This window comes from Agrobacterium sp. ICMP 6402 (assembly GCF_009498615.1).
GTDB lineage: Bacteria > Pseudomonadota > Alphaproteobacteria > Rhizobiales > Rhizobiaceae > Agrobacterium > Agrobacterium burrii.
Genome location: NZ_QSNV01000008.1, coordinates 177304 through 192077 on the forward strand (window position 1 = coordinate 177304; position 14774 = coordinate 192077).

The following is a 14774-nucleotide window of genomic DNA, read 5'->3' on the forward strand; positions in this document are numbered from 1 at the left end:
CGTGCAAGGCTTCGGTGTTCACGCAATGATGTGGTCCCTCAACTGGGATCATGAAAGCGCCAGGCGGGCCATTGCCGGTGCCGCGGATTATGGGCAGGATTTCATCGAGATTCCGCTTGTCGATCTCCCATCCGTCGATGCGGCGCATACCCGCGCCATGCTGGAGAAATACGGTCTGCGGGCTGTCTGCTCGCTGGTCCTGCCGGAGCGAGCCTGGGCCTCCGTCCGCCCGGAAGCAGCCGTCGCGCATCTGAAGGCCGCGCTGGACAAGGCCGCTGAAATGGGGGCGGAAGCGCTGACCGGCGTGACCTATGGCGGCACCAGCGAGCGCACGGGTTTCCCGCCGACGCAGGCCGAATACGACAATCTGACACGGGCGCTATCTCACGCTGCCGGCCACGCGAAGACGCTTGGCCTGCAATTCGGGATCGAGGCCGTCAACCGGTATGAAAACCATCTGGTCAACTCAGCCGAGCAGGCCGTGGCGCTGGTTGAGCGTATCGGTGCCGACAATATCTTTGTCCATCTCGATACCTTCCATATGAACATGGAGGAAAAGGGCATCGCCAATGGCATCATCGCTGCCCGTAACCATCTGAAATACATGCATATGTCGGAAAGTGACCGCGGCACGCCGGGTTTCGGCAACGTTGCCTGGGACGCGGTGTTTGCCGCACTCGCAGCCATCCGCTTCAAGGGCGTGCTGACGCTCGAAAGTTTCGCCGCGATGCCGGAGGAGATGGCGGGTGCGATTTCCACCTGGCGGCCGGTCGCTTCAGGCGCAGACGAGGTCCTCGACAAGGGGCTGGCCTTCCTGCGCGACAAGGCAAGCCAGTACCGGATTTTCTGACCGCAATCATTATCGGGGCGAGGACCACCTTGAACACAATTGACGATAATGCCCGTAAGATTGCGGGTCTGGCTCTCGAACGCTTCGACCGGGCCAAAGGCCGACGCGTGATGATCGCGATTGCCGGCGCTCCGGGATCGGGAAAATCGACCATTGCCGAAGGTGTGGTGGATGTGTTGAACGCGGGCGGAGGCCAGTCCGCCGCGCTTTTCCCGATGGATGGTTATCACTATGACGATGCCGTGCTCGAGGAGATGAACCGCCGACCGTTCAAGGGCGCTATCGATACCTTCGATGCCCACGGGTTGCGGCACATGCTCGAGCGTCTCAAGGTCAATGAGGATGATGTCGTCGCCGTTCCGGTCTTTGACCGGGCGATTGAAATCGCCCGCGCAGGCGGCCGGCTGATCCCGCAATCCGTCGATATCATCGTCTGTGAAGGCAATTATCTCCTCGCCGGCCAGTCGCCGTGGAACCGTCTCAAACCGATCTTCGATCTGACGGTTTTTGTCGATGTCGGCGAGGACGATCTGCGCGCCCGGCTGAGAAACCGCTGGCTGGGCTTCGGTCTTTCCGAGGACGAGATCAACCGGAAGGTCGAGGAGAACGATCTTCCGAACGGCCGTTTCATCATCTCGACGAGCACCGAACCGGATCTTCGCATCGGCAATCCGGGAAGCGGGCACATCCTAACCAAGTGAAACAAAACTGAAAGAAATCCCCATGAAACACGGCATCTATTATTCTTACTGGGAACATGAGTGGAGCGCCAAGTTCGGCCCCTATATCGAAAAGGTCGCCAAACTCGGTTTTGATATCATCGAAGTCGCCGCCCATCATATCAACGAATACAGCGATGCCGAACTCGCGGCCATCAAGCAGAGCGCGAAGGATAACGGCATCATCCTCACCGCCGGCATCGGCCCGTCGAAATCAAAGAACCTGTCGTCGGAAGATGCGGCCGTGCGCGCAGCGGGCAAGGCGTTTTTTGAGCGGACGCTCACCAATGTCGCCAAACTCGACATCCGCACCATCGGCGGCGCTCTGCATTCCTACTGGCCGATCGACTACTCGCAGCCGGTCGACAAGCCGGGCGATTATGCGCGTGGTGTCGAGGGCATTCACGGCATCGCGGATTTCGCCAATGATCTCGGCATCAACCTGTGCATCGAAGTCCTCAACCGCTTTGAAAACCACGTGCTCAACACGGCGGCCGAAGGCGTCGCCTTCGTCAAGGATGTCGGGAAGAACAATGTGAAGGTCATGCTCGATACCTTCCACATGAACATCGAGGAAGACAGTTTCGGCGAAGCCATCCGCACGGCCGGCCCGCTGCTGGGTCACTTCCACACCGGCGAGAGCAATCGCCGTGTTCCGGGCAAAGGCAGGATGCCCTGGCAGGAAATCGGCCTCGGGCTTCGCGATATCAATTACACCGGTGCCGTCGTCATGGAGCCCTTCGTCAAGACCGGTGGCACCATTGGTTCTGATATCAAGGTGTGGCGTGATCTGAGCAACGGCGCTGATGTCGCCAGAATGGACGAGGACGCCCGCAACTCCCTGGCATTTTCCCGTTTCGTCCTCGGCGGCTGATGTCCGGTACGTGGCGCTGACCATGCGGCCGCCGCCATATGGCGACCGCATGGTCTCGCACGGATAACGCATGAGCGCCGGCGGCTGGGAGAGATCGCAATCTGCGAGTTGAAGAAAACACCTCTTATGCGCTAAAGCTCCGGGATATCCCGGGATCGGAAACGGATCCGCCCAAGGCCATTATTCGCATGATCCCTGTCGCACTCCCGTCCGTCGAAGCGGTGCTTCTTGTCGCCTTCCTTCTTGCCACGACCTTTGTCTGGGCCGTCTGGACGCTGGGGCTGCTCATTCGATATGCGAGCGGCCGCTGGAAGCGCCCGGTGATCCTGCCCTACGGGCTGGTGACCGCCATCGCGGTTTTCACCCTGTGGCAGATCGCTGGTTTTTGTCTCGAGATGCGGGCCTATGACAGGGAGAGGACGGCAAACTACCAGCCGGAACTGCTTGAACCAACCCGGCTTGGCCAAATCGATATGCCCGAAGGCACGAAACTCGAACTGGCCATTGCCAATAACAGGGATGCCTTCAGCCGCGCGGTGTTTCCGCATCCCGTGCGCGTTGCGGATATCGATGCCGTCGAAATCGCTCGCTATATCGCGATAAAAACCAACGACAACTACGAAACCATTGGCTTCACCCCCGACAACATGCGGATAACCGGTAATGGCGTAACCACCCAGAGCGGCTGGCGTTGCGACGCGACCCGGCCGGTGGAGTTTGATCTGCGGCCCGATGGCGGCATATCCGCCTTCAGCAGATGCATTCTTGCCAATGGCAATGTCGTTGATGGGATCACCCTGCCGGAAGGCACGTCCCTGCGCGCTTCCGCGGGCAATGTCTATATCGACGGCTTCGTCGATTCCGACAGATGGGTTCTCGGCACGCCGCAAGGTCAGACCGTTCACGTCGATAATTTCGATCTCTCCGATGCGACGATTGCCCTTGATGACGAACGAAAACTCTACGAAATCAAAGGCGCAGTCCTGTCAAAAGAGGCTATGCTCGGCACGCGCCGCCACGCGGCCGGAACCCATGTTCGCTATAACTCCCGGCACCTTCGGAAAGAATATCCAGCCGCATGGCTGCTCACCCCACCTCTGTCCAATGCTGATCCTCAGCCGGCATCGCCCGCGGGCCTCGTGCAGAACAGGGAAGGAGAGGTTCTGGCCACCCCGGCGGATTGAGTTCGCGCGGGCCGAATTGCCGTGAAATATTCTTCTGGAAACTGCCTTGCCAGCCGCAGCTGCAAGCCAGCCGCATCGACCAGGATGGTGCCGCAAGTGTCTGCTGGTGATGGATCGCGGGCGGGCGCGATCCATCGTTTTAATTGCACCTCACCGCTCCCGGTAAAAGATCATGCCGCCATGGTGGAGGACATCATCTATGAACGTTCCATCTGCGGTAAAGCCGGTATCGTCCCAATAATCGATGTGATTGCCGGTCACAACGTAACGGCCCTGATAGGCGCTTTTGCGGTTGCCGCGGGATTCGTCATAACGTCCGTTGGTCAAAAGCTCCTGGCGAATATGGCCGTCGCCTGTCACCCACATTCCGACATAAGGATGAGCCTGCGGCGGAGTAGAACCTGCGCGGGTTTCTGTTCCCGTAAGCATGGCCAATGCAGCGGCAACCGGTATTGTCATGTGTTTCATCTGTCTCCTCCTCAGGCGGCAGCCGTTGGGCGAATGACGATCTCGTTCAGATCGACGTCATCGGGCTGTTCGATGGCGAAACGCACCGCGCGACCGATGGCATCGGGCTTCAGCGCAATGGCGCGGTAGGTTTTCATGGCCTCGGCGGCTGCCGGATCGGTGATCGTTTCCGCCAGTTCGCTTTCCACTACACCGGGATGAATGCAGGTGACGCGCAGGTCCGGCCGTTCCTGCCGCAACCCGTCCGAAATTGCCCTGACGGCGAATTTCGTCGCGCAGTAGACGGCGGCGGTGGGCACCACCGACAGCGCCCCGATGGAGGCGATATTGATGATGTGACCGGAACCGCGCGACGTCATTTCCGGCAGTACGGCCGCGATGCCGTGCAGCACGCCCTTGATGTTGACGTCCACCATGCGGCCCCATTCGTCGACCTTCATCGAGGCCATCAGGGAAAGCGGCATGACGCCGGCATTGTTGATCATGACGTCGACCCGGCCGAAGGTTTCGCGGGCCTTGTCCGCGAAGTCGGCAACGTCGGCACGGTTGGTGACATCAAGTCGGCTGATCGCCACCTGGCCGTTGCCCGCTTCCCGGATCTCCTTTGCGAGTTCTTCCAGCCGCTCCGTGCGGCGGGCGCCGAGCATGAGTTTTGCGCCAGCCTTGCCCAGTTCACGCGCGATACCCGCGCCAATGCCGCTGGAGGCCCCCGTGATGAGAACAACCTTGTCCATCGTTCTTGCCCTTCCTGTCTAAAACCACCGCTCGATTGCGGTTGTTTGAAAGATAGACAGGCAGCATTGTTGAGATAAGATACCTATTAGTTTCCATAGTGGTAAGGATCGCTAACCAATGACGCCTGATCTGAATGCTCTTTCGGTCTTTGTGCTGGTGGCGGAACTGAAGAGTTTCCGTGCCGCTGCCGACCGCATGGGAGTGTCACGTTCCGCCGTCAGCCAGACGATCCGGCGGCTGGAGGAAATGCTCGGTCTGGCGCTGGTGTTGCGCACTACCCGCAGCGTCAGCCTCACCGAGGCGGGTGAGGGGCTTTATGCCAATATCGCTCCCGCCATCGCCGAAATGTCGGCGGCGCTGGAACAGGCCGGCGAATTGCGCGAAAGGCCGAACGGGCTGTTGCGGCTCGCCGTCTCCTCCATTGCCGAAAGCTTCCTGTCCGGGCCGCTTCTCGCAGGCTTCACGGCCGCCTATCCGGACGTTCACCTCGATGTCGTGGTGACCGATGAGGAATTTGATATTGTCGCCGAAGGTTATGACGCGGCCGTGCGGCTGGGCGAGGTGATCGATGAGGACATGATCATCGTGCCGATATCCGGGGATGTGCGGCAGCTGGCCGTCTGTTCGCCTGATTATCTCAAGGGTAGCAGCAAGCCCACTCACCCGAAGGAACTGGCGCATCACCGCTGCATTGGCTGGCGGCCGGCTCCGCGTAGCGCACCCTATCGCTGGGAGTTTGCGGAGGCCGGGCGCGAATTCAGCGTGGCGGTAGCGCCGGAGATCACCACCAACGACATGGCACTGATGATCCGCATGGCGGTGGCGGGAGCAGGGATCACCTTCGGCATCGAAGATACATTCCGCAGTTGGATCGATCGCGGAGAGCTGGTGCCGCTGCTTGAGGACTACTCACCATATTTCCCCGGCTTCTACCTCTATTATCCGAGCAGGCGTAATCTGGCGCCCAAACTCCGGGCGCTGATAGATCACGTGAAGACATCAAGGCAACGCACGCGGTCGCTTTAAACGATGATGGCGTGCCTTGGCTTCGATGTCGCTTTACCGCAAAACCGATGACAGAAATTCGCGGGTCCGCTCTTCCTTCGGTCCGCCGAAAATTTCCTCGGGTGTGCCCTGTTCGCAGATACGGCCTTTGTCGAAGAAACAGACGCGGTCCGACACTTCGCGGGCAAAGCGCATTTCGTGGGTAACAAGCAGCATCGTCAGATCGTGCTCATTCGCCAGATCACGGATGACTGACAGCACTTCACCCACCAGCTGCGGGTCGAGCGCCGAGGTCGGCTCATCAAAAAGCAGGACACGCGGGCGCATGGCAAGCGAGCGGGCAATGGCGACACGCTGCTGCTGACCGCCGGAAAGCTGCACCGGAAAATGATCCTTCTTGTCGGCCAGCCCGACCATCTTCAGCAATTCGATTGCCCGCGCTTCCGCCTCTGCGCGGGCAATGCCCAGCACCCGCACCGGCGCTTCCACGATGTTGCGAAGCACCGTCATATGCGGAAAGAGGTTGAAGCTCTGAAAGACCATGCCGACGTGATTGCGGATCTGGCGAAGGTGCTTCTCCGAAGCCTGAAAGGGGCCTTTGCCGCCCTGCTCATGATAGGAGATATCGGCAAGGGTAAGCTTGCCCTCCTGGAACGGTTCCAGCGTCATGAGAATGCGCAGAACCGTTGATTTGCCGGAGCCGGACGGGCCGATAAGCGTAACTTTCTCGCCCTTTGCCACGCTGAAATTGAACTGGTCGAGAACCGTCAGAATGCCGAAACGCTTCGTGACATCGGAAAATTCGATCAGCGGCTGATTGATGGTGTTGGTCATCGCAAGGGTATTCCTGCTTTTGGTAGCGCCCTTTGCAGGCGGCTGAGGCCTGCCGAGCAGATTATTGTCAGAAGAAGGAAGATCAGGCCGACAAGCGTCAATGGCACCAGATATTCGAAGGTGCGCTCGCCGATCATGTTGGCAAGCCCCATCATCTCCAGAACCGTGACGACGGAAAGGACCGGCGTTTCCTTGATCATGGCGACAAGGTAGTTGCCCATTGCCGGAACAATGCGCGGGATGGCCTGAGGAATGATGATATCCCGATAGGTCTGCATCTGCGTCAGATTGAGCGCGGTCGCAGCTTCCCACTGGCCGTGATGCACCGCCTCGATGCCGCCGCGATAGACCTCGGAGGTGTAGGCCGCATATTGCAGCCCGAGCGCCAGCGCGCCGGTCAGGAAGGCGGGCAGTACGATGCCGAACTCCGGAAGCACATAATAAAGGAAGAACAGCTGCACCAGCAGTGGCGTATCGCGAAGGAACTCGACAACCAGAGCAGTCGGCCAGGAGATCATCTTGACCCGGCTGCGGCGCAGCAGTGCAAAAACGAGCCCCAGAACCAGCGCGATGGCGAAGCCGGCTGCTGCGGCCTTCAACGTCACCATCAGGCCGATCAGGATGATGGGCAGGATCGATGTTGTGTAGGTGAGCCAGGTGGTGGTGTCCCATTCGTAGCCATACATCATGAGAAGATATCCTTACGAATGGCGGGTGCGCGGAAAGACGTTGCCGCGCCTGACGAAATGTTCGATCACCCGGATGATGACCATCAGGATCAGGGACATCGCGAAATAGCAGAGCAGCGTGATCGAATAGATGCTGGTGCTATCCAGCGTCAGGTTGCGGATCGACTGCGCCGCGAATGTCAGGTCGGCAATCGAGATCAGCGACACGAGCGAAGAAAGCTTCAGCGTTTCTATCGCCAGATTGCCGAATGCCGGCATCATCTCGACGATTGCCTGTGGCAGCGAGATGCGAAACAGCGTCTGCATCCGCGTAAAGTTCAGCGCGCGGGCCGCTTCCAGCTGCTGCACGGAAACGGAGGACAGCGCACCGCGCACGATCTCCGCGCCATAACCGCCGGCATGGGCGGCGAGCACCAGAATGCCTGTGGTGATCGGATCAAAGCTCAGCCCAACCAGCGGCAGCGCGTAATAGAACCAGAAGAGCTGAACCAGCAGCGAGGTGCCGCGAAACACCTCCGTATAACAAAGCGCGACCTTTGACAGGATCGGTCCGCCCTCGACACGCAAAATCCCGAAGAAAAAGGCGAGCAGCGTGCCGACAACGAGCGCTGCGAGCGTAATCGTCATGGTGACGACGGCACCTTGCCACAACATTGGCAGGTAGGCGGTCATGTCCATCTGGAGTTTTCCCAAGTTCCTGACGAGCTGCGCCCGGCGAAGACCGGGCGCAGCTGAGCGTTATTTTCCGGCGCAGAGATCGGCGACCTTCTTTTCGGCCGCTGCCGCGATACTCTGTTCGGACAGACCGTATTTGGACAGGATTTTCTTGTAGTCATCCGTCTTGCGGAATTCGATCAGAGCGGCGTCAAATGCGTCACGCAACTCCTTGTCCTCGGGGCGGAAGGCGAAGCCGCCATAATTGCGCACCGGCGCATCCTTCACAACCGGATCTACGAACGGCTTGACCTGCTCGACATTGGCCTGATTTTTGGCGAGTTCGGAGACGGTGAGCTCCGTGGCCGCATAGGCATCCGCGCGGCTCTGCACGGTGGGGATCGCATCGGCATTGGCCGGAATGAAGACGATCTGCTCGTCCTTGACGCCGACGGCCCGCAGGAAGTCGACATTGTTGGCGCCCGAGACGACGGCCACCTTCAAGGATGGATCCTTGGCGATATCGGCATAGGTCGTCAGCTTCTTCGGATTGCCCTTTTTCACCAGCAGGCCTTCGCCGTAGGAAGAATTCGGCTCGGTGAAGGAGACCTGCTTGCAGCGTTCGGGCGAGATGTTCTGTTCTGCCGCCGCAAAATCGAAGCGACGGGCCTTAAGGCCGGGGATCAGCGTGCCGAATGGCGTCACCGTCCAGTTGACCTCCTCGATACCCATGGATTTCAGAACCGCATTGGCCACATCAGGGCCGATCCCGGCAGATGTGCCGTCGGGCTGCATGTAGGAATAGGGCACTTCGTTTGCCGTGGCGGCACGAATATATCCCTGGCTCTTGACCTCCTCTAAGGTCAAGGCGCTGGCCGAAGTCATGCCGATGGCAAGGGCAAGGGCGGAAAGCCCGGCGATTTTGGTGATGTGCATGGTATTACTCCTCTGGTTGGGTTGCGTGGTCCGTTTTCGGATCTCACGGGGGTTCGTTTGACTATGTGTTCTCCGTTACCGTGGCGATGACGGAAAGGCAGTCGCCGGCCTTGATCAGGCCGGGAACGTGGCGCGCCGCAAGCACGCCATGCATGGATGCGCGGTAATCGACTGGCGCGAGGCCGGTTTTTCCGACCGGATAGACCCGGGCGATGATTTCACCTGCCGTGACCGCGTCTCCCAGATCGCGGACAAAGGCGACGAGCCCGTCATCTTCGGCAAAGGTGAAGCAATCGCTGGAGGGCATGTCCAGCCAGCGGCTTGGTTGAACATCCGGCGAACCGGCCAATATGCCGGCATGGCGCAGCAGGTTGAGGCTGCCTTTTCGGGCGATGTCGATCGATCTTGCGCTCGCCGTGCCGGCCCCGCCCAGTTCGGTCGTGACAAAAACCTTGCCGAGTTCCTCGACGGTCGTGTCGAGCATGCCGACGGCGTCGATTTCCAGCATCTTCATCGAATAGGGCGCCGCAAAGGCCGCCACCGCCTCAAAACAACGGGTCTCCTGCGCCTTGTCGGGCAATTCGTGAGCGGCGGCATAAGGCAGGAAGTCAAGTGTCCTGCCGCCGGAATGGAAATCGAGAACGATATCCGCAAGCGGTATCAGATGGCGGGTCACGTAATCGGCGATCTTCTCCGTCACCGTTCCATCAGGGCGGCCGGGAAAGCTGCGGTTCAGGTTGCCCCGATCGATTGGCGACGTCCGTGTGCCCGCGCGAAAGGCGGGATAGTTGAGCGCCGGCACGATGATGATGCGCCCGCTGACGTCAGCCAGATCAAGCGTATGGGCAAGCTCGAAAAGTGCTGCCGGCCCCTCATACTCGTCGCCGTGATTGCCGCCGGTCAGAAGTGCCGTTGGCCCGTCGCCATTGGCGATGATGCAGATCGGGATCATCACCGAACCCCAGGCGCTGTCATCGCGGCTATAGGGTAGCCGCAAATGACCGTGCTGCACGCCTTTCGCGTCGAAATCGACGGAGGGCGTGATCGGTGAGGGGCGAGGAGCGGTGCTCAACATCATCTCAGCCCTTCACGAAGAGTTGCCGCGGCACATTGGACAGGCACTCGACGCCCGTTTCGGTGATCGCGATGCTTTCGGTGATTTCGAGCCCCATGTCCTCAAGCCACAGACCGGTCATGAAATGGAACGTCATGCCGGGTTTCAGCTCGGTGCGGTCACCGGGCCGCAGGCTCATGGTGCGCTCGCCCCAATCAGGCGGATAGGAGAGACCGATCGGATAACCGGTGCGGTTGTCCTTGATGATCCCGTATTTTTTGAGCACGGCGAAAAAGGCATTGGCGATGTCTTCGCAGGTATTGCCGGGTTTGGCTGCCGAAAGACCGGCCTCCATGCCCTCCAGTGTTGCCTTTTCCGCTTCCAGGAATGCCTGTGTCGGCTTGCCGAGAAAGACGGTGCGCGATAGCGGGCAATGATACCGCCTGTAGACCCCCGCAATTTCGAAGAACGTGCCTTCCCCCGAACGCATAGGCTTGTCGTCCCATGTCAGATGCGGTGCGGACGCGTCGGCTCCGGACGGCAACAGCGGAACAATGGCGGGATAGTCACCACCGAATTCGGCGGTGCCGCGAATACCGGCATCGTAAATCTCGGCAACGAGGTCGCATTTGCGCATGCCGGGCTCCACCACGTCGACGATGCGCTTGTGCATCAACTCGACGATCTTGCCTGCCTTGCGCATATAATCGAGTTCGGTCGGGCTCTTGATTGCGCGCTGCCAGTTCACGAGACCGGCCGCATCCTTGAAGCGGGCGTTCGGCAGATGTTTCTGCAGCGACGCAAAAGCGGCGGCGGAGAAATAGTAGTTATCCATCTCGACGCCGACGGTGAGGCCGGACCAGCCCCGGTCTTCGATGATCTGCGACAGCAGATCCATCGGGTGCCGTTCGGTCGATTGAACGTAATGATCGGGATAGCCGATAATATTGTCATGGGCGAGGTAGGCCGTGCGCTTTGCGCCATTGGCGTCCTGTTTTCGGCCATACCAGATCGGCTCGCCATCCGGCGGCACCAGAACGCATTGATGCACATAAAAGGACCAGCCGTCATAACCGGTCAGCCAGTGCATGTTGGACGGGTCGGTGACCACAAGAAGATCGATGCCGGCCTTTTCCATGGATTTGCGGGTTTTGGACAGGCGCGCGGCATATTCCTCGCGCGTAAAGTTCAGCGTTATGCTCACGCTGCGTCTCCCATTTTCACACTGTTTTCGATGATTTGGCCGCTATTGGCTTCCCGTGCGCGGGTGAAGGCGAGATTGGCGATGGCGGTATCCTGCACACCGGTGCCGGTCAGGTCGGCAAAGGTTATTTGGTCGCGGCTCACCCGGCCCTGCGCCTTGTTGGCGATGATGGCCCCAAGCTCGGGAAATTGCTGATCCGGCATGACACGCCCTGCGGCGATGGCATGGTGCAGCTCGCCGAGAATGCGGGTCTGGGTCAGACGGTCCGCGACATAGGTTGTCCGGGCAAAGACGCCGGGATCAATTTCATTCTTGTGTTCGGCGTCCGATCCCATCGCGGTCAGATGCTGGCCCGGTTCCAGCCAGTCGGCGAAGAGGATCGGTTTTTCGGAAGGTGTTGTGGTGATGATGATGTCCGCGCCTCGTATTGCGTCACGCGGGTCGGGTATGGCGGTAACCTCGATGCTGTGTTCGCGGGAGAAATCGCCGGCGAGTTTCTGCGCCCTGTCATGGTTTCTTGCCCATATCCGGGCTGATCTTATCGGGCGCACCAGCATCAGGGCTTCCAGCTGCAACCGTGCCTGCATGCCTGCGCCGAAAATCGTGGCGGTGGTGGCATCCTCGCGCGACAGGTGGCGCGCAGTGACCGCGCCGGCTGCGGCGGTGCGAATATCGGTGAGATAGCCATTGTCGAGAAGCAGCGCCTCCACCAATCCCGTTTTCGCGCTGAAGAGGATCATCAGGCCGTTGAGGCTCGGCAGGCCAAGCTTCGGATTATCGAAGAAGCCGGGGCTGACCTTGATGGCGAAACCTTCAAAGCCGGGCACGTAAGCCGTCTTTACATCCACTTCGCCGCGGAACTCCGGAATGTCGAGACGCAGGATCGGCGGCATGGCGACGGCTTGGGTAGCCAGTGCCGCAAAGGCTCGTTCGACACAGTCGATGGAAGACAGGTCGAGCTTGACGATGGCGCGAAGATCGTTTTCGGTCAGGATGGTGATGCGGCTCATGCGACAGCTCCCTCGACGATGGTCTTGTGAATGGCCGGGTCGATATTGCCGCCGGATACGATAAGGGCGGTGGGGCCGGTGATTTTGATCTTGCCCGACAGGATCGCAGCAAAACCAACCGCGCCGGCTCCTTCCACGATCAAACCGTCTTCGCGTGCCGCATGGCAGATTCCGGCCGCTATCTCGGCCTCGGAAACCAGCACGATCTCGTCAAGCAGCGCGCGGCAGAGTGCAAAAGTCACGCGGTTTTCCAGCCCGATGCCACCACCCAGCGAATCCGCCAGTGTTTCCTCCTCCCGCACGGAGACAGGCCTGCCGGCCGACACCGATGCATGCATGGCCGCGCCGCGCTCCATGGAAATGCCAATGACGCGGGCCTGCGGCCTCAACGCCTTGATGGCCACGGCAATGCCGCCCGCCAGACCGCCACCGGAGAGGGGAATGAGGATGGTTTCCAGATCAGGCATGTCCTTGACAACTTCGAGGCCGATCGTACCCTGACCGGCCACGACATTCACATCATCAAAGGGCGGGATCGACGTCAGGCCGTGGCTGCCTGTCAGGCGCTCAACTTCCTCCTGCGCGTCGTCCTGCGATGTGCCGACGATGCGAATATCAGCGCCGAGGGCACGGATGGCTTCGACCTTGTTTGCCGGGACGAGCGACGACATGCAGACCGTGGCCGGGATGCCGAGTTTGCGCCCGGCAAAGGCGACAGCGCGGCCATGATTGCCCGTCGAGGCGGTAACGAGGCCACGCCTGCGCGCCTCGTCGTCTAGCAACAGGATCGCATTCATCGCGCCGCGCAGCTTGAAGGCGCCAACCGGCTGAAGGGTTTCCAGTTTGAGATGGACCGGCGCGCCGTGACGTTGTGACAGGACATCGGAGCGAACCAGCGGCGTCCGCTCTACGTGGCCGAGGATACGCGTGGCAGCCTGCTCGATATCTGCCAGCGAGAGCGGCAGCAGGAATGTGTCAGCGGATATGGAAAGGTTTTCGCTCTTCATGATTGTCATGTTGAGAGCGAAGTAAAATCATGTCAATTATTATATTGTAATGATTCAATGATTTTCGGGCAGGGGCGTTTCAGCCGATGGAACCGATGTCATAAACCGGCGGCAGTTGCTCGAAGGCCTGGCGTACCGTCGTCAACGCCTTGGCGAGGCTTTGATGGTTGAGGCGTCCACCGAGACATATGCGGATGCCGCCGCCATGGCCTGGCCCGGCAACAAAGGGCTCCGATGGCGTGACCGCAACGTTCTGGTTGGTCAGGGAGCGGACCAGGCCGTCTTCCGTCCAGTGTGGCGGAACCTTGAGCCAGGCGCAGAAGGAGAGAGGATGGCTTGAGGCGATATGGTCGCCGAGGATTTCCATTGCAATGGTCTGTCGTGCACGGGCTTCGGCACGCTGGACGTCCAGCAGCCGGCGCGCGGTGCCGTTTTCAACCCAGCGTGTGGCGATTTCGGCGGTCAGATATGTACCGCTCCAGCTCGACACCCGCAGGATGGAGGCGGCGCGGATGGAATAGGCGGGTGGTACGACGAGATAACCGACGCGTAGCCCCGTTAGGACCGTCTTGGTAAAGCTGGTAACGAAAAAGCCCAGATCCGGCAGCATCTCGGTGATAGACGGCAACCCATCCTCGATCATCGGGCGATACACTTCGTCCTCAATGACGAAGACGCCGTATCGTTGCGCAATCGCGGCGATTTCGCGCCTGCGTTCCGCGCCCGCGACGTGACCGGTGGGATTGTTGAGGGTGGGGATGAGAACGAGCGCCCGCACCCCACCAGCCGCGCAGGCGGCCTCCAGCGCATCGGGCAGAATGCCCTCGCCATCGGTGGGCAGTCCCTTGAGACTGAACCCCAGGATGTTGGAAAGGCCGATAATGCCGTGGTCGGTGAGATTTTCGCAGAGAACAACGTCGCTCGAACGGACGATGCAGCTGAGCGCGAGGAAAATGCCGTGCGCCGCGCCATTGGTGACAAGAATACGCTCGGCACCGGCCGTGACGCCCATCATGCCGAGCCAGCTGCGTGCCGTCTCGCGATGGCTGTCCAGTCCCGCGACCGGACGACAGGGGCGCATGAAACTTGAATTATCACTATCCGCCAACTCGCGCAGGATCGCACGCGAGGCAGTTTCGTGCTCCTCGAGATAGACGCCGCGGATGATGGAAAGATCGAGCACCTCGGTCGGGCTGTGATCCAGCATCATGCGGCCCGCCCGGTCCGTTACCCGCGCCTTGACGAAGGTGCCGCGGCCGATTTCGCCGCTCAGATAACCCAGCCGTTCAGCCTCCTTGTAGGAAAGGCTGACGGTCTGGACGGAAAGGCCAAGATCACGCGCCAGGTCACGATGGGTCGGCATCCGGTCCATCGGCTTCAAGACACCGGCATCGATATCGGCTATAATCCGTTCCGTCAGTGCCGAATGTTTGGTCTCGCCCTTCTGCTTGGTCAGGCTAGGCCGCCATGCCACCGGTTTTGTTGCGGGAACCGGATCGAGGCTGAGCGGATTGGCTTGACGACGCATGAAATTGTCTCGTTTTTGGCGAC

General features: G+C 60.1%; 16 protein-coding genes. 5 read left to right on the plus strand and 11 right to left on the minus strand.

Features of this window, described 5'->3' with window-relative positions; translation table 11 throughout:
• Window position 1 precedes the first annotated feature (1 nt).
• The 4 genes from DXT96_RS19955 (at window position 2) to DXT96_RS19970 (ending at window position 3627) form a co-directional block, all read left to right on the plus strand.
• The gene (locus DXT96_RS19955) at window positions 2-850 is read left to right on the plus strand and encodes a sugar phosphate isomerase/epimerase family protein (RefSeq protein ID WP_371418942.1); all 849 of its coding nucleotides are present in this window, start codon (window positions 2-4) and stop codon (window positions 848-850) included.
• A 29-nt stretch (window positions 851-879) separates the two neighbouring features.
• Complete coding sequence (locus tag DXT96_RS19960; RefSeq protein WP_153516112.1) at window positions 880-1551, plus strand: nucleoside triphosphate hydrolase; 672 nt, start codon at window positions 880-882, stop codon at window positions 1549-1551.
• A 22-nt stretch (window positions 1552-1573) separates the two neighbouring features.
• Window positions 1574-2443, plus strand: coding sequence for a sugar phosphate isomerase/epimerase family protein (locus tag DXT96_RS19965; RefSeq protein ID WP_153516113.1), 870 nt, complete (start codon window positions 1574-1576; stop codon window positions 2441-2443).
• Window positions 2444-2631: 188 nt separating this feature from the next.
• Window positions 2632-3627: a hypothetical protein gene (locus tag DXT96_RS19970; RefSeq protein WP_153516114.1), complete on the plus strand. Its 996-nt coding sequence runs from the start codon at window positions 2632-2634 to the stop codon at window positions 3625-3627.
• A 150-nt stretch (window positions 3628-3777) separates the two neighbouring features.
• Here DXT96_RS19970 and DXT96_RS19975 read toward each other — a convergent pair whose 3' ends face one another.
• Together DXT96_RS19975 and DXT96_RS19980 are read right to left on the minus strand one after the other, a co-directional pair.
• Window positions 3778-4056 (minus strand): Atu4866 domain-containing protein, encoded by a 279-nt coding sequence (locus DXT96_RS19975; RefSeq protein ID WP_246670608.1) that lies wholly within the window; start codon window positions 4054-4056, stop codon window positions 3778-3780.
• A 50-nt stretch (window positions 4057-4106) separates the two neighbouring features.
• Window positions 4107-4829, minus strand: coding sequence for an SDR family oxidoreductase (locus DXT96_RS19980; RefSeq protein WP_153516116.1), 723 nt, complete (start codon window positions 4827-4829; stop codon window positions 4107-4109).
• A 118-nt stretch (window positions 4830-4947) separates the two neighbouring features.
• Between DXT96_RS19980 and DXT96_RS19985 the strand changes: the two genes are divergently transcribed.
• Entirely contained in the window at window positions 4948-5856 is a 909-nt protein-coding gene (locus tag DXT96_RS19985) for a LysR family transcriptional regulator (protein WP_153516117.1), read from the plus strand.
• A 33-nt stretch (window positions 5857-5889) separates the two neighbouring features.
• On the opposite strand, the gene ehuA is transcribed toward DXT96_RS19985, so the two are convergent.
• The 9 genes from ehuA to DXT96_RS20030 form a co-directional block, all read right to left on the minus strand.
• Window positions 5890-6669 carry an ectoine/hydroxyectoine ABC transporter ATP-binding protein EhuA gene (ehuA, locus tag DXT96_RS19990; RefSeq protein ID WP_153516118.1) on the minus strand — a complete coding sequence of 260 codons (780 nt, stop codon included), beginning with the start codon at window positions 6667-6669 and terminating at the stop codon, window positions 5890-5892.
• Entirely contained in the window at window positions 6666-7358 is a 693-nt protein-coding gene (gene ehuD, locus DXT96_RS19995; protein WP_153516119.1) for an ectoine/hydroxyectoine ABC transporter permease subunit EhuD, read from the minus strand. The genes ehuA and ehuD overlap by 4 nt, the downstream gene beginning before the upstream one ends.
• Before the next feature lie 12 nt (window positions 7359-7370).
• Window positions 7371-8036: an ectoine/hydroxyectoine ABC transporter permease subunit EhuC gene (gene ehuC / locus DXT96_RS20000; RefSeq protein WP_149901070.1), complete on the minus strand. Its 666-nt coding sequence runs from the start codon at window positions 8034-8036 to the stop codon at window positions 7371-7373.
• 60 nt (window positions 8037-8096) lie between these two features.
• Window positions 8097-8948 carry an ectoine/hydroxyectoine ABC transporter substrate-binding protein EhuB gene (gene ehuB / locus DXT96_RS20005; protein WP_153516120.1) on the minus strand — a complete coding sequence of 284 codons (852 nt, stop codon included), beginning with the start codon at window positions 8946-8948 and terminating at the stop codon, window positions 8097-8099.
• Window positions 8949-9009: 61 nt separating this feature from the next.
• Window positions 9010-10023: a N(2)-acetyl-L-2,4-diaminobutanoate deacetylase DoeB gene (doeB, locus tag DXT96_RS20010; protein ID WP_153516182.1), complete on the minus strand. Its 1014-nt coding sequence runs from the start codon at window positions 10021-10023 to the stop codon at window positions 9010-9012.
• Window positions 10024-10027: 4 nt separating this feature from the next.
• Window positions 10028-11206: an ectoine hydrolase DoeA gene (gene doeA, locus DXT96_RS20015; RefSeq protein WP_371418945.1), complete on the minus strand. Its 1179-nt coding sequence runs from the start codon at window positions 11204-11206 to the stop codon at window positions 10028-10030.
• The gene (eutC, locus tag DXT96_RS20020; protein ID WP_153516121.1) at window positions 11203-12216 is read right to left on the minus strand and encodes an ectoine utilization protein EutC; all 1014 of its coding nucleotides are present in this window, start codon (window positions 12214-12216) and stop codon (window positions 11203-11205) included. Before eutC ends, doeA begins: the two co-directional genes overlap by 4 nt.
• On the minus strand, window positions 12213-13232 hold the full coding sequence (gene eutB / locus DXT96_RS20025; RefSeq protein ID WP_153516122.1) for a hydroxyectoine utilization dehydratase EutB: 1020 nt from the start codon (window positions 13230-13232) through the stop codon (window positions 12213-12215). Before eutB ends, eutC begins: the two co-directional genes overlap by 4 nt.
• Window positions 13233-13302: 70 nt before the next feature.
• Window positions 13303-14751: a PLP-dependent aminotransferase family protein gene (locus tag DXT96_RS20030; RefSeq protein ID WP_153516123.1), complete on the minus strand. Its 1449-nt coding sequence runs from the start codon at window positions 14749-14751 to the stop codon at window positions 13303-13305.
• Window positions 14752-14774: the final 23 nt, after the last annotated feature.

What these genes read in the sequence shown, in the direction of transcription:
- DXT96_RS19985 (WP_153516117.1), top strand. Translation starts at nt 4,948, where the DNA reads ATGACGCCTGATCTGAATGCTCTTTCGGTCTTTGTGCTGGTGGCGGAA.
- eutB (WP_153516122.1), bottom strand. Translation starts at nt 13,232, where the DNA reads ATGACAATCATGAAGAGCGAAAACCTTTCCATATCCGCTGACACATTC.
- ehuD (WP_153516119.1), bottom strand. Translation starts at nt 7,358, where the DNA reads ATGATGTATGGCTACGAATGGGACACCACCACCTGGCTCACCTACACA.
- ehuB (WP_153516120.1), bottom strand. Translation starts at nt 8,948, where the DNA reads ATGCACATCACCAAAATCGCCGGGCTTTCCGCCCTTGCCCTTGCCATC.
- ehuA (WP_153516118.1), bottom strand. Translation starts at nt 6,669, where the DNA reads ATGACCAACACCATCAATCAGCCGCTGATCGAATTTTCCGATGTCACG.
- DXT96_RS19970 (WP_153516114.1), top strand. Translation starts at nt 2,632, where the DNA reads ATGATCCCTGTCGCACTCCCGTCCGTCGAAGCGGTGCTTCTTGTCGCC.
- doeB (WP_153516182.1), bottom strand. Translation starts at nt 10,023, where the DNA reads ATGTTGAGCACCGCTCCTCGCCCCTCACCGATCACGCCCTCCGTCGAT.
- DXT96_RS20030 (WP_153516123.1), bottom strand. Translation starts at nt 14,751, where the DNA reads ATGCGTCGTCAAGCCAATCCGCTCAGCCTCGATCCGGTTCCCGCAACA.
- DXT96_RS19975 (WP_246670608.1), bottom strand. Translation starts at nt 4,056, where the DNA reads ATGCTTACGGGAACAGAAACCCGCGCAGGTTCTACTCCGCCGCAGGCT.
- DXT96_RS19965 (WP_153516113.1), top strand. Translation starts at nt 1,574, where the DNA reads ATGAAACACGGCATCTATTATTCTTACTGGGAACATGAGTGGAGCGCC.
- eutC (WP_153516121.1), bottom strand. Translation starts at nt 12,216, where the DNA reads ATGAGCCGCATCACCATCCTGACCGAAAACGATCTTCGCGCCATCGTC.
- ehuC (WP_149901070.1), bottom strand. Translation starts at nt 8,036, where the DNA reads ATGGACATGACCGCCTACCTGCCAATGTTGTGGCAAGGTGCCGTCGTC.
- DXT96_RS19980 (WP_153516116.1), bottom strand. Translation starts at nt 4,829, where the DNA reads ATGGACAAGGTTGTTCTCATCACGGGGGCCTCCAGCGGCATTGGCGCG.